17 protein-coding genes and 1 pseudogene are annotated in these 20,353 nt (G+C 69.6%); 3 read left to right on the top strand and 15 right to left on the bottom strand.

Annotated elements, in window-relative coordinates:
• Positions 1-852, bottom strand: a complete 852-nt coding sequence (locus AB0I10_RS04025) for an oxygenase MpaB family protein (protein ID WP_363150689.1) — start codon at positions 850-852, stop codon at positions 1-3.
• Positions 853-939: 87 nt separating this feature from the next.
• Between AB0I10_RS04025 and AB0I10_RS04020 the strand changes: the two are divergent.
• Together AB0I10_RS04020 and sph are read left to right on the top strand one after the other, a co-directional pair.
• Positions 940-1,041, top strand: a pseudogene (locus AB0I10_RS04020) (acyl-CoA dehydrogenase family protein); the annotation flags it as partial.
• Between the two features lie 130 nt (positions 1,042-1,171).
• A complete protein-coding gene (sph, locus tag AB0I10_RS04015) occupies positions 1,172-2,146 on the top strand; it encodes a sphingomyelin phosphodiesterase (protein ID WP_363150688.1) in 975 nt (324 codons plus the stop codon).
• A gap of 112 nt (positions 2,147-2,258) precedes the next feature.
• Here the strand turns inward: sph and AB0I10_RS04010 are convergent, their stop codons facing one another.
• The 6 genes from AB0I10_RS04010 to AB0I10_RS03985 all read right to left on the bottom strand — a co-directional run bounded on the left by AB0I10_RS04010 (position 2,259) and on the right by AB0I10_RS03985 (position 9,158).
• On the bottom strand, positions 2,259-2,909 hold the full coding sequence (locus tag AB0I10_RS04010) for a response regulator transcription factor (protein WP_363150687.1): 651 nt from the start codon (positions 2,907-2,909) through the stop codon (positions 2,259-2,261).
• Complete coding sequence (locus AB0I10_RS04005; protein ID WP_363150686.1) at positions 2,873-4,087, bottom strand: sensor histidine kinase; 1,215 nt, start codon at positions 4,085-4,087, stop codon at positions 2,873-2,875. Before AB0I10_RS04005 ends, AB0I10_RS04010 begins: the two co-directional genes overlap by 37 nt.
• 49 nt (positions 4,088-4,136) lie before the next feature.
• A complete protein-coding gene (locus AB0I10_RS04000; RefSeq protein WP_363150685.1) occupies positions 4,137-4,928 on the bottom strand; it encodes a CPBP family intramembrane glutamic endopeptidase in 792 nt (263 codons plus the stop codon).
• A gap of 214 nt (positions 4,929-5,142) precedes the next feature.
• Positions 5,143-5,625: a macro domain-containing protein gene (locus tag AB0I10_RS03995; protein ID WP_363150684.1), complete on the bottom strand. Its 483-nt coding sequence runs from the start codon at positions 5,623-5,625 to the stop codon at positions 5,143-5,145.
• Positions 5,626-5,754: 129 nt separating this feature from the next.
• Entirely contained in the window at positions 5,755-7,215 is a 1,461-nt protein-coding gene (locus AB0I10_RS03990; RefSeq protein WP_363150683.1) for an amino acid permease, read from the bottom strand.
• Between the two features lie 113 nt (positions 7,216-7,328).
• Positions 7,329-9,158: an AMP-dependent synthetase/ligase gene (locus AB0I10_RS03985; RefSeq protein ID WP_363150839.1), complete on the bottom strand. Its 1,830-nt coding sequence runs from the start codon at positions 9,156-9,158 to the stop codon at positions 7,329-7,331.
• Between the two features lie 136 nt (positions 9,159-9,294).
• On the opposite strand from AB0I10_RS03985, the gene AB0I10_RS03980 reads away from it, so the two are divergent.
• On the top strand, positions 9,295-10,050 hold the full coding sequence (locus AB0I10_RS03980) for a MerR family transcriptional regulator (RefSeq protein WP_363150682.1): 756 nt from the start codon (positions 9,295-9,297) through the stop codon (positions 10,048-10,050).
• Between the two features lie 36 nt (positions 10,051-10,086).
• Here AB0I10_RS03980 and AB0I10_RS03975 read toward each other — a convergent pair whose 3' ends face one another.
• The 8 genes from AB0I10_RS03975 to AB0I10_RS03940 form a co-directional block, all read right to left on the bottom strand.
• Entirely contained in the window at positions 10,087-12,354 is a 2,268-nt protein-coding gene (locus AB0I10_RS03975; RefSeq protein WP_363150681.1) for a 3-hydroxyacyl-CoA dehydrogenase NAD-binding domain-containing protein, read from the bottom strand.
• Between the two features lie 35 nt (positions 12,355-12,389).
• Complete coding sequence (locus AB0I10_RS03970; protein WP_363150680.1) at positions 12,390-13,604, bottom strand: acetyl-CoA C-acetyltransferase; 1,215 nt, start codon at positions 13,602-13,604, stop codon at positions 12,390-12,392.
• Positions 13,605-13,666: 62 nt separating this feature from the next.
• A complete protein-coding gene (locus AB0I10_RS03965) occupies positions 13,667-14,809 on the bottom strand; it encodes an acyl-CoA dehydrogenase family protein (RefSeq protein ID WP_363150679.1) in 1,143 nt (380 codons plus the stop codon).
• A gap of 13 nt (positions 14,810-14,822) precedes the next feature.
• Positions 14,823-15,848, bottom strand: a complete 1,026-nt coding sequence (locus AB0I10_RS03960; RefSeq protein ID WP_363150678.1) for an LLM class F420-dependent oxidoreductase — start codon at positions 15,846-15,848, stop codon at positions 14,823-14,825.
• The gene (locus AB0I10_RS03955; RefSeq protein WP_363150677.1) at positions 15,848-16,990 is read right to left on the bottom strand and encodes a CaiB/BaiF CoA-transferase family protein; all 1,143 of its coding nucleotides are present in this window, start codon (positions 16,988-16,990) and stop codon (positions 15,848-15,850) included. Before AB0I10_RS03955 ends, AB0I10_RS03960 begins: the two co-directional genes overlap by 1 nt.
• Before the next feature lie 178 nt (positions 16,991-17,168).
• Positions 17,169-17,549: an MmcQ/YjbR family DNA-binding protein gene (locus AB0I10_RS03950; protein ID WP_363150676.1), complete on the bottom strand. Its 381-nt coding sequence runs from the start codon at positions 17,547-17,549 to the stop codon at positions 17,169-17,171.
• A 282-nt stretch (positions 17,550-17,831) separates the two neighbouring features.
• On the bottom strand, positions 17,832-19,349 hold the full coding sequence (locus AB0I10_RS03945; protein ID WP_363150675.1) for a sialate:H+ symport family MFS transporter: 1,518 nt from the start codon (positions 19,347-19,349) through the stop codon (positions 17,832-17,834).
• On the bottom strand, positions 19,346-20,305 hold the full coding sequence (locus tag AB0I10_RS03940; RefSeq protein WP_363150674.1) for a dihydrodipicolinate synthase family protein: 960 nt from the start codon (positions 20,303-20,305) through the stop codon (positions 19,346-19,348). Before AB0I10_RS03940 ends, AB0I10_RS03945 begins: the two co-directional genes overlap by 4 nt.
• Between the last annotated feature and the right edge of the window lie 48 nt (positions 20,306-20,353).

Raw genomic sequence — 20,353 nt, 5'->3', positions numbered from 1 at the left:
TTATGCGCGCGCCGCCCGCCGGGCCCGGCGGGCCATCGGCATGAAGCGCAGCCGCTCCGGAAGCACGGGCACCACGACCCGCACGACCCGGCCCAGACGGCGCAGTCGGCGCTCCTGGGCGTCGGTCCACTCCAGGCCGATGGCTCGCCGGGCGTCCGGCGGCATCAGCCCGATCGTGACGAAGCGCCGGAAGCGGACGAACCGCGGCAGGATCACCGGCCAGGCCAGCCGGAGCAGCAGCCGCAGCCAGCGCGGGCCCCGGTCCGGAGCCGGCACCGGCCGGTCGGTGGCGATCAGCTCCCGCACCACGGCGGTCGCTTCGAGTTCGTTGTCGAGCACCTTGCGGTAGTAAGGCCAGAACTCCTCGATCGTCTGCGGCATATCGCGGTCGTTGATGCCCAGGATCCGGCCGACCTGGAGCCACTCCGCGTACAGCTGCCGCTCCTGCGCCTCGGTGAAGGGGCGGCCCAGATACTGCTGCCCGTGCCGGAAGACGGGGTAGCCGGTGGCGTGTACCCAGGCGTAGTAGGCGGGGGTGAGCGCGTGGTACTTCCGGCCATGGGTGTCGGTGCCCTGGATGGTCCTGTGCAGCCGACGCAGCCGACGCCCCTCCTCGGCCGCTTCCTCCCCGCCGTACACCCACAGCTGTAGCGAGACCAGCGACCGCTCGCCGCGCCCCCACGGGTCCGTACGGAACACGGAGTGCTCCTCCACGCCCGCGCCCACCGCCGGGTGGGCGACCTGCATCGTCAGTGCGGCGGGCAGGGTGAGCAGCATCCGGATGTCCCCGACCAGCGACCAGAGCACGCCTCCGGGCGGTGGGGGTTCGGGGTCGTTCCGTACGCAATTCATCGCATTAATGATCATACGGCGGCCCCTGAGGGGCGTCGAGTGCCGGGGTCGGCGCCCGGCCGGTGGGTGCACCAGTACGCCATGAACGAATACGACATGGAGCGCCATCTGCGGACGGCCCTGATCTCGACCGTCTACGGCGGCACCAGCGAGATCCAGCGCGACTTCATCGGCAAGTCCTACGGCCTCCGCGACGGACGGCGACGGCCTGCGGACGCGTCCCGTCAATCTCCCGCCCACCCACCGGTTACCCCAAGGTAACCGCAGCTGATTTGATGAGTGCCGCCGGATCAGTCCCCCACCCCCACAGGGAGATTCAGTGTCGCACTCAGCGCTGCGCACTTCCCGGGCCGCCGCGATAGCCGCAGCCCTCGCCGCCGTCACCCTGGCCGCCACGCCCCCGACCGCGTCGGCCGCCGGTACCCCCCATCTGAAGGTGCTCACCTACAACGCCTTCCTCATGAGCAAGAACCTCTATCCCAACTGGGGCCAGGACCACCGCGCCCAGGCGATTCCGGCCGCGGACTTCTTCCAGGGCAAGGACGTCGTCGTCCTCCAGGAAGCCTTCGACAACTCCTCCTCCGACGCGCTGAAGTCCCGTGCCGCCGCGCAGTATCCGCACCAGACCCCGGTGATGGGCCGGAGCAAGGACGGCTGGGACGCCACCGGCGGCGCCTACTCGTCCGTCACACCCGAGGACGGCGGGGTGACCCTGCTGAGCAAGTGGCCGATCCTCCGCAAGGAGCAGTACGTCTACAAGGACGCCTGCGGCGCGGACTCCCACTCCAACAAGGGCTTCGTCTATGCCGTGTTGGACGTCAACGGCACCAAGGTGCACATGGTCGGCACACACACCCAGTCCACCGACTCGGGCTGCGCGGCAGGCGACGCGGCCGCCGACCGCGCCAAGCAGCTCAAGGAGATGGACGCCTTCCTGGACGCCAAGAGCATCCCGGCGGACGAACAGGTCATGGTCGCGGGCGATCTGAACATCGATTCACACAGCCCCGAGTACGACGCGCTGCTCAGCAACGGCGATCTGGCCCCCGCCGACAGCCGCACGGGCCACCCGTACTCGTTCGACACCCAGGACAACTCCGTCGCCAAGTACCGCTACCCGACGGACCCCCGCGAGGACCTGGACTATGTCCTGCACCGGAACGGCCACGCCCGTCCCGCCGCCTGGCAGAACGAGGTGATCAAGGAGCAGTCGGACCCCTGGACGGTCTCCAGCTGGGGCACCGACTACACCTACACCAACCTGTCCGACCATTATCCGGTGACCGGCGGCTGAGCTGCGGCCGTTCGTCGTCCGGCAGCGCGTCGAGTTCCTTCTTCTGTAGCTCGGCGCGCAGTCCGGCGAGGGCCCGTCGGTGACGGCCCGCCAAGCTCCACACCGAAGCGTCTCAGCGCTTGAGATAGGCCAGAACGGCCAGCACCCTGCGGTTGTCGTCCGCCGACGGGTTGATCCGGAGCTTGCTGAAAATGCTCGCGGTGTGCTTGGCGACGGCGCTCTCGCTGATGTGCAGGCCGCCGGCGATGGCGGCGTTGGACCTGCCTTCGGCCATCAGCTCAAGGACGTCCCGCTCGCGCTGTGTCAGGTTGCCGATCCTGCCACGGGCGTCGCTGCGCAACAGCAGTTTGGAGATGACCTGAGGGTCCATCACTGTGCCTCCGGCAGCCACGCGGCGGACCGCGTCGATGAACTGCTCGGTGTTGGTGACCCGGTCCTTCAGCAGATATCCGACGGCCCCCTCGCCCCCGGCCAGCAGCTCGTGCGCGTACAGCTGCTCGACGTACTGGGAGAGTATGAGGACGGGCAGTCCGGGCCGCCGGCGACGGGCTTCGAGTGCGGCCTGCAGGCCCTCGTCGGTGAAGGTCGGCGGCAGCCGCACATCGACCACGGCGGCATCCGGTGCCATGTCCCCCTCTGCGAGGAGCGCGCGCAGCAGAGACGGACCGTTGTCCACCGCGACAACCTCGCAGCCGTGTTCCTGGAGTGTGCGTATCAGCCCGTCTCTCAGTAGGAAGAGGTCTTCGGCGAGGACAACGCGCACGGAATCTCCATCGTCACGGTGGTCGGTCCGCCCTGCGGACTGTGCAGGTCGAGGGTGCCGTCGAAGGTATCCAATCGCCGTCGCACGCCGGCCAGCCCGGTGCCCCGTGAGGGGTCGGCGCCGCCGTGGCCGTCGTCGGTGACGCTTGCGCGCAGCAGGCCGTTCTCGTAGGTCAGGGCGACGCCGACCTCTCGGGCCCCGGAGTGCTTCGCCGCGTTCGCCAGCGCCTCGCTCACCGCGAAGTAGGCGGCGGACTCGACCGGTGCCGGGAGCTGACCCGGCAGCCGGGTCTCGACGTGGACGTCGAGGAAGCTGTCGAGCGCCAGCGACCGGACGGCGTCGCCCAGGCCCCGGTCGGCGAGGACCGGCGGGTGGATGCCGTGCACCAGTTCGCGCAGGTCCTGCAAGGCCCCTTCGGACGTTCGACGTACGTCCAGCAGGAGCTCACGCGCCGCCGCCGGGTCCGTCTCCATCAGGCGGGTGGCACAGTCCAGCGTCATCCCCAGAGCGACCAGCCGAGCCTGTGCCCCGTCGTGCAGGTTGCGCTCGATGCGCCGCAGTTCGGCGGCCTGAGCGTCCAGGGCCCTGGCTCGGGTGTCGGTGAGCCGCTCGACCCGTTGGGCGAGCTGGACGCTGCGCGGCGCGGAAAGCAGCGGTCGGCTCACCCGGGTGTGCAGCCGGAGCGTGGCGGGGGCGGCCAGCAGCCCGACGGCCATGAAAGCGAGGCCCAGCACCAGCGCGGCACACATGGTCGCGGTGCTGTGCACGGGGACGAACGCGTACCAGTTGCCGTCGTCGATGAGCCGCCAGATGAACGGCTGCACCAGCACGCCGAACGCCCCGTACTCGACCAGGGCGAGGGGAACGGCGACGAGAAGCCCGCCGACCACCGGCTCCAGCCAGGCCCACGCGAGGTCGCGCCAGAACCCCTCGTCAGCGATGATCGCGCCCGACCTCTTGCGGGCGTTGAGGGCACGGTCCACGGGCAGCGGCTCCGGTGGACCGATACGGACGCCCGTCCACCGGTCGGCGCGTGAACGGGAGCGATCGGACAGTACGCGCAGGGCCCGCGCGGCGGGCGGCAGCAGCCGGAAGCCCACGCCCACGGGCACCAGCAACAGGGCGAGTACCACCAGCGAGCCCACCACCGACACCGCGATCGCATGCAGGCTCGCCAACTGGCACCGACCGACGGCAACACAGGCGCGGGAGGCGGCCGTACGTGGATTATCGAACATCGTCCATGACCGGGGGGATCCTAGCCGGTGCCGACGACCCGGCCGACCCCAGCCCGCCAACGCTCATCCACGTCCACAGTCCCGCCGCTGCCAGGCACGAGGCGCCGAACAACACCATGGGGAGCACCGCGCCGGACTCTTCGTCCATGAACAGCAGCATGCCGAGGTTGATCAGAGCGTGAAAGCCCCCTGCGAGCAGCAGCCTGGAAGCCCGCACCCCTTCAAGGGCCCACCCCATCACCACCGACATGGAAACGGCCGCCATGATGAACGCCCCCGCGTACACAGGGTGTCTCGCGAAAACCTGGACGTGCCAGACACCCCACGCCACACCCACCGTGACCGACGCCGCAAGGGGGCCGCAGCGGGTGCGCAGCAGGGGCTGCAGGAAGCAACGCCACCCGATCTCCTCGCCGCACGCGCCGATCAGCTGTGCCACGGCGATCACCACGAACGGGGCACCCGGCCGAGTATGGTGCGCGTCCCCGGTGAGTGCCGCGTACGCAATGACGCTCAGCGCGATGATCAGAGGCGCCGTGACGAGCAGGAGCACCCCCCGACCGTTGCGACCCGGCACCGGGTCGGCGAGCAACTCCCGCACCCGCTCCGGCCACAGCAGCGCGGCAAGTCCCACCCCGAGTGCGGGTCCGAACTGTGTCAGCTGGATGACCTCACTGGGTATCCGGGTCGCGGGCTGGAGCGCACCCAGCGCCCCGGCCGCCAGAAAGGCAACGGTGAGGAACAAGGCCATCGCCCTGATGTCGACAGGTTTCCTTCGCATGGCGTCGACGATGCCGTCCGGCGGGTCCGCCGCCATTGCGTCTGGATGCCGTGCAGGGGTGTACCCAGATACACCCCTGGCCGGTTTCGGTGGTGGTCATCCGACCACTGTCCGTTGACCGACGGCTGAACTGCGGTCGGCGGACCCAGAGTTCGGTGCTGACGAGTTCGGTGCTGACGAGTTCGGTGCCTACAGGTTCAGCGGTCGTACGAGTTCAGTGGTCGTAGACCGTCACCGGTATGCCGCGCCGGGTGAGCCGCTCGGATATCAGCGGCTCCACCCGGGACCATGTGCCGCCCGCCAGCCCGCAGCCGATGCGCGGCATATGAACCGACGCCCCGAGCTCCTCGGCCTTCGCCGCGACGCGGCCGAGCCCCGCCGCAATGGCCTCGTACCGCACGGGGGCACCCTTGCTACCCGTCCTGATCCCCCGCTGGCCGACCACATTGGCCACCCACAACCACTCGCTGACCTGGACGAACTGGGCCGCGCCCAGCCCGAAGTCGTTCCGTGCACGCTCGCGGTGCCACTTCCGGTAGGCGGCCTCCGGCTCCGGCCAGCGGCGGGAGACCGCCACCACAAAGCCCTTGCCCCAGCCACCCAGGTCGTTGCAGATGTGCGTGATCACTTTGACGCCCTTGCCCTGCGGCGCGGTGGCGTCCCCCTTGACGTATGAGATCCCCGTGTTCCCAGTCATGCGTCAACAGTAAAGGCGGGCACTGACAATCAGCCGGGACGGCAAGCGCGAGGGCGGCCGCGGAAGCCTCTCGGCCTCCGCGGCCGCCCTCGATTCCTCAGGCGCCTGCGGTGTGCAAGCAGTGTGCGGCTACTTCGTCAGCTCGCGTTCCTCGGCGATCCGGCGCACCCGGCCGCGGACCGCGTACCAGCCGATGACCAGCGCCGCCGCGAGGACCGGGATGATCATCACGGTCTGCCGGCCGACGCCGTCGTCGAACCACATCAGCACGATGACGCCGAGCAGGAAGACGATGGTCGCGATGTCGGTGACCGGCGTACCGGGGAGCCGGAAGCTCGGACGCTTGACCAGGCCTTCCTTGGAGCGCCGGACGAACACCATGTGGCAGATCATGATTGTGCACCAGGTGCTGATGATGCCCAGCGCCGCGATGTTCAGCACGATCTCGAACGCCTCACCGGGCATGAGGTAGTTGAGCCCGACACCCAGCACACACACCGAGGAGGTGAGGAAGATACCGCCGTACGGCACCTGGTTGCGGTTCATCAGCCCGGCGAACTTGGGCGCGGAGCCCGCCATCGACATGGAGCGCAGGATGCGGCCCGTCGAGTAGAGCCCGGAGTTCAGGCTCGACATGGCGGCGGTCAGCACGACGAGGTTCATCACATCGCCCGCCGCCGGCACGCCGACGTTGGACAGCACCGTCACGAAGGGGCTCTCGCCGCCGGTGAACTTGTTCCACGGCAGCAGCATCGCCAGCAGCACCACCGAGCCGACGTAGAAGACGCCCACTCGCCACATGATGGAGTTGACGGCCTTCGGCACGACCTTCTCCGGGTCGCTGGTCTCGCCGGCGGTGACGCCGACCAGCTCAACGGCGGAGTAGGCGAAGACCACGCCCTGGAGCACGATCACCACGGGCAGCAGACCGGTCGGGAAGAGTCCGCCGTTGTCGGTCAGCAGGTTGATTCCCGGCGTGTGCCCGGCGACAGGGTGCTGGGTGGCCAGCAGGAAGATGCCGATGAACATGAAGACGACCAGCGCGGCGACCTTGATGATCGCGAACCAGAACTCCAGCTCACCGAAGATCTTCACCGAGATCAGGTTCACCGCCAGCACGACCGCCAGCGCGATCAGGGCCATCACCCACTGCGGGATGTCGGTGAACAGGCTCCAGTAGTGCGTGTAGAGCGCGATCGCGGTGATGTCGGCGATACCGGTCGTCGACCAGTTCACGACATACATCCAGCCCGCGACGTAGGCGCCCTTCTCCCCCAGGAACTCACGGGCGTACGAGACAAAGGAGCCGGACGACGGGCGGTGCAGCACCAGCTCGCCGAGGGCCCGGACAACGAAGAAGGCGAAGAGGCCGCAGACCGCGTAGGCGACGGCCAGCGCGGGTCCGGCGGAGTGCAGTCGGCCGCCGGCGCCCAGGAACAGGCCGGTTCCGATCGCTCCACCGATGGCGATCATGTTGACATGCCGGCCCTTCAGGCCCTTGCTGTAACCCGCGTCGCCCGCGTCCTGTGGGACGCCGCTCCCCCCGTCCGATGACGTTTGGACTTCATCGGTGACGGTTTCTGTGCTCACTTGGTGGTTCTCTCACTTTCGGGCAGGCGCTGAGGCCGTGGGTTTCGCGGATCGCGCGAAGTCGGCCGACGGCACACCTTCCACGAAGAGTGCTCCCCCGTCTGTGGGGGAGATCACAAACGATATAAGCCATCCAGGATTTGCCGGTATTTGTCCGAAATGACCCTGCGCCGCAGCTTCAAAGAAGGAGTCAGCTCACCCGTTTCCGGCCCCCACTCCTCACTCAGCAACGAAAATCGCTTGACCTGTTCGGTCCGGTTGAGCCGGGCATTGGCGGCCGAGACGGCCCGCTCGACCTCCTCCCGTACGGCCGGATGCCCGGCCAGCTCCCGCAGCGTCCCCGCGATGCCGCGCTGCGCCGCCCAGGCCGGGGCCAGCTCCGCGTCCAGCACCAGGAGCGCGACCAGATACGACCGGCCGTCGCCGTGCACCAGCGCCTGCCCGATGAGCGGGTGCTCCTTGAGGGCGTTCTCCACCAGCGCGGGCGAGACGTTCTTGCCGGTGGACGTCACGATCATTTCCTTCTTGCGGTCGGTCAGCCAGAGGAACCCGTCCGCGTCGACCCGGCCGATGTCGCCCGTCGCGAACCAGCCGTCGGCGTCCGTCACCGGCTCCACCGACCCGTCCGCCCGCAGATACCCCGCACATACGGTCCGCCCCCGGACCTCGATCTCCCCGTTCCCGGCCGTACGCACCTCCAGGCCGTCGATCGGACGGCCGACCGAGCCCAGCCGGAAGGCGCCGGGGCTGTTTGTCGTGGACACCCCCACAGTCTCGGTCAGCCCCCACGCATCCATGATCACGATGCCCAGACCGGCCCAGAACCGCACCACATCCGGCGGCATCGGCGCGGACGCGCTCGCCGTCCACACCAGCCGGTCGAACCCGGCCTGTGCCAGCAGCGGCTCCAGCACCCCGGCCCTCGCCTCGGCGTACGCGGCCGCCAGCCGGTCCGGCGGCCGCTGCCCCCGCTCCCGGGCGCCGACATGGGCGCGCGCGGTCTCACCGGCCGCCTCGACGGCCGCCCGCCGCTCCTCCGGAAGCTGCGCGAGCACCGCCCGTACCGCCGCCGCCAGCTTCTCCCAGACCCTCGGCACGCCGAAGAACTGCGCCGGACGCAGTTCGCGGGCGGTCGCCGCGACCGTTGCCGGGTCCGCGCAGAGGTAGACGTGCGAGGCGCGGAACACCGGCAGGTAAATGCCCAGCATCCGCTCGGCGATATGCGCGAAGGGCAGGTAGCAGAGGTGCTCCACATGATCGGGCAGCTCCACCGCACCGTCCAGCGCCAGCGCGTTGAGCAGCACGTTGCGGTGACTGACCACGACGCCCTTGGGGGCGCCGGTGGTGCCCGAGGTGTAGACGACGGTCAGGGTGTCGCCGGCGTCCGCCCGCCGCCACGCCTCTTCGAACGCGCCGGGGTCATACCGCTCGGCGCCCCGGGCAACCAGCGATGCGTACGTCTCGTGCCGACCCGTCCCGGCGACGTCCCCCGTCTCGACGATCACCAGCTTCTCCAGCCGGGCAGCCGCATCATCGAGCAGCGGCTCCCAGCGCCCGAGCTCCCGCGCACCCTCCAGAACGGCGAAGCGGGCCCCGCTGTGCCGGGCGATATGGGCGATCTGCTGGTGCGCGGCGGTGCCGTACACCGTCACCGGGACGGCGCCCAGGTGCACCAGAGCCAGATCGCTGAGCCAGTGCTCGGGACGGTTGCCCATCATAAGGAGGACGATCTCCCCGCGCCGTACGCCGAGCGAGCGATAGCCGGCGGCCAGCTCCGCGACCCGGTGGCGGACCTCGGCCCAGCTCAGGGTGTGCCAGCCGGCCGATCCGGCACCGCGCCAGGAGAGCGCCGGCAGCTCCCCGTGGTCCTCGGCATTGCGCAACAACAGGGCGGGGAGGGTGAGTTCGCCCGGTTCGCCGGGCATGCGCAGGATCGTGGTCAACACGGCCTCCTGGCGGGGTGGGCCTGATCCGCGGACCGGGATGAGGGCCCGGCTGCGGGTGCTGCGCGGCCCGGAAGGAGTTCGGAAGGAGTTCGGAAGGTTTCACAAGAGTGGTGAGACAGCAATACTGTTGAACATGATGGAGTCCGCCACCGACCTGACGGTCGACGAACTGGCCGCCCGCGCCGGCGTCACGGTCCGCACGATCCGCTTCTACAGCACGCGCGGGCTGCTGCCGCCGCCGGAGATCGGCCCGCGCCGGGTCGGCCGCTACGGACCGGACCACCTCTCGCGGCTCGCGCTCATCGAGGAACTCCAGCACCAGGGCATGACGCTCTCCGCGATCGAACGCTATCTGGAGCAGCTGCCGCCCGATCTGAGCGCCCAGGATCTCGCCATCCACCGTGCGCTGGTGGCGAGTTGGATCCCGGACAAGGCGGAGGAAGCGACCCGGGACCAGCTGGAGCGGCGGGTCGGCCGGGAACTGACCGAGGAGGACCTGGACCGGCTGGCGGCCATGAGCGTGCTCGTACGGACCGACGACCCGCAGGTCTTCCAGGTCGACCCGGGGCTGCTGCACCTGGGAACGCGGCTGCTCGATGTCCCGATCGCGCTGGAGACGATCCTCGCGGCGCGCACCGTCGTCATCGAGCACACCCGCTCGGCGGCGCGCGAGCTGAGCCGGCTCTTCAAGGACGAGGTATGGGAGCCGTACCGGGACGGCGGGCCGGACGCGGAGGAGATGGCGCGGATGAAGTCGCTGTCCGCCCATATGCAGCCGATGGTGGTCCAGGCACTGGTCACCGCCTTCCAGCGGTCGATGAAGCAGGAGTTGCGGGAGTGGTTCGGCGCGGAGAGCGACAAAGGGCAGGGCGGCAAGAGCGAGGGGTGACGGGGGCGGGCCGCGGCGGCCCGCCCCCGCCCACGGTCAGTCGCTGAACTTCTCGCCCTTCTCGGCCTTCTCGATCAGCAGCGGAGACGGCGCGAACCGGTCGCCGTACGCCGCCTGGAGCTCACGGGCTCGGGCCACGAAGCCGGGCAGGCCGACGAGTTCCTCCCGCCCTGGCCCAGCGGCCTTCTCCCGCCCTGGCCCAGCGGCCTTCTCCCGCCCTGGCCCAGCGGCCTTCTCCCGCCCTGGCCCACCCTGGTATCCGTTGATGTACTGGATCACGCCACCGGTCCAGCCGGGGAAGCCGATGCCGAGGATGGATCCGATGTTGGCGTCGGCGACGGAGGTGAGCACGCCCTCCTCCAAGCAGCGGACCGAGTCCAGCACCTCGGAGAACAGCATCCGCTCCTGCATGTCCCGGAACGGGATCTCGTGCCCGAGCTGGCCGAAGTGCTCGCGCAGGCCCGGCCACAGACCTGCGCGCCGACCGTCCTCGCCGTACTCGTAGAAGCCCGCGCCGCCGCTGCGCCCGGGGCGGTTGAACTCGTCCACCATGCGGTCGATGACGGCGTCCGAGGGGTGGTCCTGCCAGGTGCCGCCCGCCTCTTCGACGGCCCGCTTCGTCTCGTTACGGATCTTGCGCGGCAGGGTCAGGGTCAGCTCGTCCATCAGGGAGAGGACCTTCGCCGGGTAGCCCGCCTGGGCCGCCGCCTGCTCGACCGACGCGGGCTCGATGCCCTCGCCGACCATCGCGACGCCTTCGTTGATGAAGTGGCCGATGACACGCGAGGTGAAGAAGCCACGCGAGTCATTGACGACGATCGGGGTCTTGTTGATCTGGCGTACGAGGTCGAAGGCGCGCGCGAGCGCCTCGTCCCCCGACCGCTCACCCTTGATGATCTCGACGAGCGGCATCTTGTCGACGGGCGAGAAGAAGTGCAGGCCGATGAAGTCCACCGGCCGCGCCACGCCCTCGGCGAGCAGGGTGATCGGCAGCGTCGAGGTGTTGGAGCACAGCAGCGCGTCCGGCTCGATGATGTCCTGGATCTCCTGGAACACCTTGTGCTTGAGCGCCGGGTCCTCGAAGACCGCCTCGATCACGGCGTCGCAGCCCGCGACGTCCTGCGGGTCCGCGGTGGGCGTGATGCGGGCCAGCAGCGCGTTCGCTTTGTCCTGGCTCGTACGTCCCTTGGCGACGGCCTTGGCGCACAGCTTCTCGGAGTAGCCCTTGCCCTTCTCCGCGGCTTCCGCGGACACGTCCTTGAGGACGACCTCGATGCCCGCGCGGGCGCACGAGTAGGCGATACCCGCGCCCATCATCCCGGCACCGAGCACCGCGACCTTGCGTACGGTCTTGGGTTCGATGTCCTTGGGGCGGTTGGCACCGGAGTTGACGGCCTGCAGGTCGAAGAAGAAAGCCTGGATCATGTTCTTCGCGGTCTGGCCGGTGACCAGCTCGGTGAAGTACCGGGCCTCGATGGTCAGCGCGGTCTCGAAGTCGACCTGCGAGCCCTCGACGGCGGCCGCGAGGATATTGCGCGGCGCCGGGTAAGGAGCGCCGCCCAGCTGCTTCTTCAAGGTGGCGGGGAACGCGGGCAGGTTGGCGGCGAACTTCGGGTTCGACGGCGTACCGCCGGGGATCTTGTAGCCCTTGACGTCCCATGGCTGCTGCGACTCGGGGTTGGCGTCGATGAACGCGCGCGCCTTCGCCAGCATGTCGTCGTCGGACGTCGCCACTTCGTGGACGAGACCGTTCTCAAGGGCACGCCGCGGGGAGTACTGGGTGCCCTGCAGCAGCACCTTGAGCAGGGCGTCCGCGATGCCCATGAGGCGTACGGTGCGGGTCACACCGCCGCCCGCGGGGAGCAGGCCGAGGGTGACCTCGGGCAGGCCGATCTTGGAGCCCGGCGCATCGAGCGCGACGCGGTGGTGGCTGGCGAGGGCGATCTCGTAACCGCCGCCCAGGGCAGCGCCGTTGATGGCCGCGACGACCGGCTTGCCCAGGGTCTCGATGCGGCGCAGGGACTTCTTGATGGCGGTTCCCGTGTCGAATGCCTGCTGGGCGTTCTCGGGACCGACCTGGATCATGTCCTTGAGGTCGCCGCCCGCGAAGAAGGTCTTCTTGGCGGAGGTGTAGATGATGCCGCGAATGGAGTCCTGCTCGGCTTCGGCGCGGTCGGCGATCGCCGCGATGGAGTCCTTGAACGCCTGGTTCATGGTGTTCGCGGACTGGTTGGGGTCGTCGAGGACGAGGGTGACGATGCCGGTCTCGTCCTGTTCCCAGCGAATGGTGGTGGGCTCGCTCACTGTGGCTTCTCCGTAAGGGGGTTAAGGACGGGCGGTCAGAGACGCTCGATGACGGTGGCGATACCCATGCCCCCGCCGACGCACAGCGTGGCCAGGCCGTAGCGCTTGTCCTGCCGCTCCAGCTCGTCGATGAGGGTGCCGAGGATCATCGCGCCGGTGGCTCCCAGAGGGTGGCCCAGGGCGATGGCGCCGCCGTTGACATTGACCTTGTCGAGGGACAGGCCCATGTCCTTGACGAAGCGCAGCACGACGGCGGCGAAGGCTTCGTTGATCTCGACGAGGTCGATGTCGTCGATGGTCAGCCCGGCCTTGGCCAGTGCCTTGCGGGAGGCGGGGGCAGGGCCGGTCAGCATGATGGTCGGCTCGGAGCCGGAGACCGCGGCGGAGATGATGCGGGCGCGCGGGGTGAGGCCGTAGCGCTCGCCGACCTCCTTGGAACCGATGGCGACCAGCGCCGCGCCGTCCACGATGCCGGAGGAGTTGCCCGCGTGGTGCACATGGTCGATCTTCTCGACCCAGTGGTACTTCTGCAGGGCGACCGCGTCGAAACCGCCGAGGTCACCGATGTCCTTGAAGGACGGCTTCAGCTTGGACAGCGATTCGGCGGTGGTGCCCGGCCGCATGTGCTCGTCGTGGTCCAGAACCGTGAGCCCGTTGCGGTCCTTGACCGGGACTACGGAGCGCTCGAAGCGGCCTGCCTTCCAGGCCTCGGCGGCACGCTCTTGTGAGAGCGCCGCAAACTCGTCGACATCGCGCCGCCCGTAGCCCTCGACGGTGGCGATGAGGTCGGCGCCGATGCCCTGCGGGACGAAGCCGGTGTCGAAGTTGGTCATGGGGTCCGCGAACCAGGCGCCGCCGTCGGAGGCCATCGGGACCCGGGACATCGATTCGACACCGCCCGCGAGGACCAGGTCCTCCCAGCCCGAACGGACCTTGGCAGCGGCCATGTTGACCGCTTCGAGGCCCGAGGCACAGAAGCGGTTCTCCTGGACGCCGGCGACGGTGTCCGGCAGTCCGGCGGCGATCGCCGCGATACGGGCGATGTCGGAGCCCTGGTCGCCGACCGGCCCGACGACGCCGAGGACGATGTCGTCGATCGCGGCCGGGTCCAGGCCGGGGAAGCGCCGCCGCACCTCGTGGATGAGGCCGACGACCAGGTCGATCGGCTTGGTTCCGTGCAGTGCGCCATTGGCCTTGCCACGGCCGCGAGGGGTGCGGATCGCGTCGTATACGTACGCTTCGGTACTCAAGTCAGGCAGCCTTTCGCATGAGGGTGAGGCATTCGCAGCGGGTGGGGACCGGCCGGTCCGGGTCAGCCGAGGAGGGAGCGGCCGATGATCTCCTTCATGATCTCGGTCGTGCCTCCGTAGATGGTCTGGATGCGGCCGTCGGTGAAGGCCCTGGCCACGCGGTACTCGGTCATGTAGCCGTAGCCGCCGTGGAGTTGGAGGCAGCGGTCGGCGACGCGCTTCTGCAGCTCGGTGGCCCACCACTTGGCCATCGAGGCATGCACCGCGTCCAGTTCGCCGGCGGAGTGGTCGGCGATGCAGCGGTCGAGGAAGGCGCGGGTGACGGCGCATTCGGTGGCCATCTCGGCTATTTCGAAGCGGATGTGCTGCAACTTGGCCAGTGGCCGCCCGAACGCCTCGCGCTCCTTGACGTACTGCTTGGTGATCTCCACCAGGTGTTCGGCGGCGGCGATACCGGCGACGGCGATGCCCATCCGCTCCTGCGCGAGATGCGTCATCAGGTGAACGAATGCACCGTTCAGCTCGCCGAGCAGATTCTCCTTGGGGACCCGTACGTCGTTGAAGAACAACTCGGCGGTGTCCTGGGACTTCTGGCCGATCTTGTCCAGGTTGCGACCACGCTCGAAGCCCTCCATGCCCCGCTCGACGACCAGCAGGCTCAGGCCGTGTGCCCCGCCCTCCGGCGTCGTCTTGGCCACCACGATGACGAGGTCGGCGAGGATGCCGTTGGAGATGAAGGTCTTGGAGCCGTTGAGGATCCAGTGGTCGCCGCGGTCCTCCGCCGAGGTGCGGATGCCCTGCAGATCGGAGCCGGCGCCGGGCTCGGTCATCGCGATGGCGGTGATGATCTCGCCGCTGCAGAATCCGGGCAGCCAGCGGCGCTTCTGCTCGTCGGTTCCGAGCGTGGTCAGGTACGGGCCGATGATGTCGTTGTGCAGGCCGACGGCGAGTCCGGCGGCACCGGCCCGGGTGAACTCCTCGGCCAGCACGGCGCTGTAGCGGAAATCGGGCTCCCCGCCGCCCCCGTACTCCTCGGGCACGGCCAGGCCCAGCAGCCCCTGCTTGCCGGCCGCCCGCCAGGCGTCCCGGCTGACGATGCCGTCCTTCTCCCACTGCTCGTAGTGCGGCGCCACTTCCTTGGCGAGGAAGGTGCGTACCGTTTCACGAAAGGCGTCATGGTCCTCGGTGAAGATCTGGCGCTTCATGTGCGGGCCCTCCTCAGAGCCAGTTCTTGACGGTCTCGATCAGCTTCGCGGGCTCGGGTCCGACGGGGTGGACGTTGAGCATCGTCACGCCCGCCTCCCGGAAGGCCGCGATGCGCTCGCGGACGTAGGTCTCGGGCCCGCACAGCGACATCAGCTCGCAGAATTCGTCCGGTACGGCCGCTTCGGCCTCCCGCTTCTTCCCGGCGAGGTACAGCTCCTGGATCTTCTGCGCGGCTTCTTCGTAGCCGTAGGCGACGGCTAGGTCGTTGTAGAAGTTCTTCCCCTTGGCGCCCATGCCGCCGACATACAGGGCGATCACGGGGCGGGCGAGGTCGCGTACGGCAGCGGCGTCCTCCCCGATGGCCAGCAGTCCGCCCGCCACGGTCTGCAGCGAGCCGAGCTCCGGGGCGCGCTTGGCGGCGCCTTCGGCCAGCGGCGTGCCCCAGACGTCCTTGGCCTTCTCCGGGATGAACAGGGTCGGCAGCCAGCCGTCCGCGATCTCGGCCGTCATCCGGACGTTGGCCGGGCCCAGTGCGGCCACGTAAACGGGGATCGCGGGCCGGACCGGCTTGGTGAGGATCTTCAGCGGCTTGCCGAGTTTGCCGCCTTTCTCCGCCGGCAGCGGCATGTCCGTGATGCCGTGATGGTCGATGACCTCGCGGCGCCAGATCCGGCGGCACAGCTCAATGGTCTCGCGGGTGCGGCCCAGCGGTTTGTCGTACGGCTTGCCGTGCCAGCCCTCGACGACCTGCGGTCCGGACGCGCCGAGGCCGAGCAGCGCCCGGCCACCGGAGATCGCGTCGAGCCCGGCGGCGGTCTGCGCGATCAGGGCGGGGGTGCGGGAGTAGACGTTGAGGATCGCCGAGCCGATCTTGGCGCGCTCGGTGCGGGCGGCCAGGAAGCCCATGATCGTGGGTGAGTCGAAGCCATAGGCCTCGGCGACCCAGATGGCGTCCAGTCCGGCGCCTTCCAGGGCGGCGACCTCTTCGGCCGCCTGGCGCGGATCGCCCGCGTACTGGAGCGTGGTGGCGAGTTCCATCAGCTGCCTGCGTCCTTCTGCTCGGCGGTGAGGCTGGGGGTCTGCCAGTCGCGGGCGACCTCTTCGGTGTCCGCGCCGGGCTGGGCGGGCGGTCTGTGCACCGCGCCCGGGGTGTCGGAGAAGCGGGGTGCGGGCGCGGGCTGGGTGATCCCGCCGTGGTCGACGAAGGTGCCGCGGGCGGCGAGATGCGGATGCGCCGGCGCCTCGCGCAGGGACAGGACGGGCGCCACGCAGGCGTCGGACTTCTGGAAGACCGCCGTCCACTCCTCACGCGTACGGGTTCTGAAGCGGGCGGCGATGGCGGTGCGCAGCTCTTCCCAGGCGGCGAGGTCGTCGCGGCTGGGGGCGTCGTCCGCGATGCCCAGCAGGCGGATGAATTCGGCGTAGAACCGCTTCTCAAGTGCGCCGACCGCCATATAACCGCCGTCGGCGGTCTCGTACGCCCCGTAGAACGGCGTGCCGCCGTCGAGCAGGTTCGCGCCGCGCCGGTCCTGCCAGCCGCCGGCCGCCAGCATGCCGTGGATCATCGCGGTGAGATGGGCCGTGCCGTCGACGATCGCGGCGTCCACGACCTGGCCCTTCCCGCCCTCGGCACGGGCGTGCTGAAGGGCGGCGAGGACGCCGATGACGAGGTAGAGGGAGCCTCCGGCGTAGTCCCCGACCAGGTTGGCGGGGATGGCGGGCGGGCCGTCGGGCGGGCCGATCATGCCGAGGGCGCCCGTGATGGCGATATAGCCGATGTCGTGTCCGGCGGTGTCAGCGAGCGGACCCTGCTGGCCCCAGCCGGTCATCCGGCCGTAGACGAGGCGGGGATTGCGCGCCAGGCACTGCTCGGGACCGACGCCCAGCCGCTCGGCGACACCCGGTCGGTACCCCTCGACCAGCACATCAGCGCGTTCCACCAGATCGAGCACCTGCGCCGCTCCTTGGGTGCTCTTCAGGTCGACCAGCACCGAGCGTTTGTTGCGGTTGGTGATGTCGTACGCCGGGTCGATGCGCAGCCCCGCGCCCCCGGGCCGGTCGACACGGACGACGTCGGCGCCGAGGTCGGCCAGCAGCATGGCCGCGAAAGGACCGGGGCCGATGCCCGCCAGCTCGACCACCCGCACCCCGCTCAGCGGGCCGTTCCCTGCCTCTGCCATCGCGCCCCCTGCCTTCCCGTGCGCACTGTGACACTTCTGATGTAACACTCGCGATGTTAAGAACGTGTTCCACTTTCCACAAGCCCCCGAGCCACGTGGCGACCGTCAAAAAAGCCCGTGCCGGCGATGTTCAACTGCCATCGCCGCCACGGGCCTTCGCGCGCCTGCTGTTGCGCCGCTATCCCCCGTCGAGCTCGGCGATGAGCTTCTTCGGGGCTATGACGCGGTAGGACTCCTCGATCCAGTCACAGAGCAGATCCGCCGCAGGGGCACGCTGCTCCGCCAGCGGAACCCGGACCCATCCCGACTTCCCCAGGCCGTAGCCCGCGGGCTCGGCGCCGGGCGAGGACAGCGCATGGGCGTGCGCCTCCGGGTCCTTGAGCTTCATCGTGATCCCCAGCGGATAGCTGCCGTCATCGGTGCCCAGGAAGACAAAGACCTTTTTGTTGACCTTGACGACGCTCTCGCCCCACGGAAATTCCTCCACGGCCCCCGGGAGCCCGAGCGCGAACGTCCGCACCCGCTCCCACGCCGCCGCCGGACCCGCTGCCTTCGCCATGAGCTCCTCCACGTCCGTTCCCCCGTCCGGCACCGCACGCGGCGCCACCCGACGCGCCGCGCTTCCTGCGCACGTCGCTCCCATCGCATTCCACGCTAACGGCGACCACTGACAACGGCCCGCGGAGCGCCGGACGCCAGGCCGGCAGAGGGACAATTCACCCACCTCAGCCCCGCAACTCGCCAGCGCGATGTTCGACTTCCACGACGGCCAGGGACTGCGTCAGTTCACCGAGCCGGGCATCGCGCTGCTGCTGTCCTCGTCCACACCCCGCCGGCCGGACTACGCCGAGTCGGGGGACGTCTCCTTGGGCGCGGCCTCCGCTCCGCCGGCCGCCGGCAGGAGGTGGTCGTCGGGCACATCGGGGTCCACGAGCCGGGCCAGCCGCTGCGGCACATTGCCGCCCACCAGGATGACGACGATGAGCGTCAGCCCGAAGGTGAGCACCGCCAGCGCCCGGCCCAGGGACATGCCCTCGGCCAGATGCGCTCCGAGGACCGGGGCCACCGCCCCGCCCAGGGCCCCGACGTTGTAGACAAAGCCCAACGAGGCGGCGCGGGTCGCGGTCGGGAAGTGGCCGGCGATGTATTTCGGCAGGATGCCGGAGATGCCCTGGCTGAGCGCGAGCAGCCCGAAGAGCAGCAACCCGAGTCCCACCAGGCTGTCCTGGACCGCGAAGACCGGGAAGACGAAGCCGAGGGAGGCCAGCAGGGTGCAGGCGTAGGCGCGGCGGGTGCCGATCCGGTCGCCGACGAACCCCGCCAGCCAGCAGCCCGCCATGGTGCCGAAGCCCGCGTAGAACATCACGTCGGTGACCTGGGCGGGGGTGTATCCCAGGTCGGTCTTGAGGTAGGTGGGCAGCAGGGCCTGGATGGGCCAGCTGTAGAGGAAGGCGCAGAACACGGTCGCCATCAGGGACACGTACAGCAGCCATCGCCTGCGGCCGCCGAGCTGCACCGCGAAGGCGATCAGGCACAGCGCCGCGACCGCGGACAGCCAGGGGACGTATGCCGTGCCGGCGGGCGTGAAGACGCAGAACAGCGCGGCCGAGGCGGTCGCGGCCAGGGCGGCGTTGAGCCAGGAGCGGGCACGGCCGGCGAACAACGGCCGGAACGGATTTGGGCGTTCCGTCTTCGAGGCGGCCGACCTCGTCGATGCGCCCGAGGGAGTGCCGACCTCCGCCTCCCAGTCCCCGGCCTCCGGCAGCGATCTGCGCACCCACAGCGCGACCAGGACGGGCAGTACGCCGATCCAGAACATCCAGCGCCAGCCCCAGTTGGGGACCACCCATTTGTAGAGCTCCGCCGCGACGACGGTGCCGCCCGCGTAACCGGAGATGAGGAATCCGGAGGCGCGGTTGCGCACCCGGGTGGGCCAGCTCTCCAGCACATACGTCACGCTGGCGCTGTACTCCCCCGCCATGCCCATGCCGATCACCAACCGTGCGATGAACAGGCTGGTGTAGCCCCAGGCGAAACCGCAGGCGAAGGTGCCGAGCGAGTAGAGCAGGATGCTGGCGATCATGGCGGCTTTGCGGCCGTAGCGGTCACCCATCGCGCCCAGGACTGCGCCACCCAGCCAACGGGTGATGAAAGCGGCGGAGATGAGCGAGGCGGCGGTGGCGGTGCTCAGGTGAAAGTCGTCGGCGATTTCGGTCAGGACGAGGGTGATCAGGACGAAGTCGAAGCCGTCGAGGAGATAGCCGATCCAGGCGGCGACCATCGCCTTCCACTGGCGCGGGGTGATCTCCCGGTACCAGGGAGCCGCCCTGGCGGCACGGCCCGTAGGGCGCCTCGTCACAGCAGTCCGGCCTCCTCCAGTAGTTGGCGGACGGTGCGGTTCGCGGCGTCGTCGAGCGGCAGCTGCGGGGCGGCGGTGGCCGGGCTGTCGATGACGCCGAGCAGGTGAAGCGCGGCTTTGAAGGCTCCCAGTGCGGATGAGCTGCGGCCCATCGCCGCCTCGTCACCGACGTCGGTGAGAGAGAACAGGGCGGTGAGCCGGTCCTGTTCGGCGGCGGCCGCGCGCCAACGGCCGGCGCGGGCGTGTGCGTACAGCCGCACATAACCGGCCGGGTCGACGTTGCCGAGTCCCGGTACGACGCCGTGTGCCCCGGCCAACAGAGCCCCGTCGACCGAGAGTTCCGACCCGGTGAGCACGGAGAATCCGCGGTTCACGGTGCGCAGCCGGACGAGCAGGCGGCGCAGCGCGCCGTCGTCGCCGCTGCTGTCCTTGAGTCCGGCGAGCACACCATCGGCGGCCAGCGCGAGCACCGTGTCCGCGGGCAGTTTGGTGTGCACCGCCATCGGGATGTCGTAGGCGAAGAGCGGCAGGCCGACGGCGTCGCGGAGCCGGGTGTAGTGGTCCGCGATCTCGGCCGGATGGGTGCGCGTGTAGAAGGGCGCGGTGGCCACGATGCCGGCGGCACCCAGACTGCGGGCCGTTCGCGCATGGTCCAGGACGCGGGCGGTCGCCATGTCGATGGCCCCGGCCAGGACGGGCAGCCTGCCCCGGGCGGCTGCGACGACCGTCTCGATGACGGTACGTCGTTGGACGTCCGACAAGTAGGCGGCCTCCCCCGTGGAGCCGAGCACGAAGAGGCCGTCCACTCCGGCGTCGACCAGATGCTCCGTCAGGGAGGTCAGTGACCGCACATCGACCTGGCCGCGGTCGGTGAGCGGAGTGCACAGCGGTGGCACGACTCCGGTGAGCGGTGCGGGAAAGTGTGCGGAAAGGGGTGTAGAAGGTGTAGCGCGCATGGCGTCCGGCTTTCTGCCGTACGGTCCAGTCCGGAAGGGCGGTGGTCG

This window comes from Streptomyces sp. NPDC050636 (assembly GCF_040654775.1).
GTDB lineage: Bacteria > Actinomycetota > Actinomycetes > Streptomycetales > Streptomycetaceae > Streptomyces.
The sequence above is the reverse complement of the archived record's forward strand: the minus strand, read 5'-3'. Positions and strand labels throughout refer to the sequence as shown.

Coding starts and splice junctions, on each gene's coding strand:
- AB0I10_RS03995 (WP_363150684.1), bottom strand. CDS start 5,625: ATGACTGGGAACACGGGGATCTCATACGTCAAGGGGGACGCCACCGCG.
- AB0I10_RS03980 (WP_363150682.1), top strand. CDS start 9,295: ATGATGGAGTCCGCCACCGACCTGACGGTCGACGAACTGGCCGCCCGC.
- AB0I10_RS03955 (WP_363150677.1), bottom strand. CDS start 16,990: ATGGCAGAGGCAGGGAACGGCCCGCTGAGCGGGGTGCGGGTGGTCGAG.
- AB0I10_RS03965 (WP_363150679.1), bottom strand. CDS start 14,809: ATGAAGCGCCAGATCTTCACCGAGGACCATGACGCCTTTCGTGAAACG.
- AB0I10_RS04025 (WP_363150689.1), bottom strand. CDS start 852: ATGAATTGCGTACGGAACGACCCCGAACCCCCACCGCCCGGAGGCGTG.
- AB0I10_RS03950 (WP_363150676.1), bottom strand. CDS start 17,549: ATGGCGAAGGCAGCGGGTCCGGCGGCGGCGTGGGAGCGGGTGCGGACG.
- AB0I10_RS03960 (WP_363150678.1), bottom strand. CDS start 15,848: ATGGAACTCGCCACCACGCTCCAGTACGCGGGCGATCCGCGCCAGGCG.
- AB0I10_RS04000 (WP_363150685.1), bottom strand. CDS start 4,928: ATGCGAAGGAAACCTGTCGACATCAGGGCGATGGCCTTGTTCCTCACC.
- AB0I10_RS03940 (WP_363150674.1), bottom strand. CDS start 20,305: ATGCGCGCTACACCTTCTACACCCCTTTCCGCACACTTTCCCGCACCG.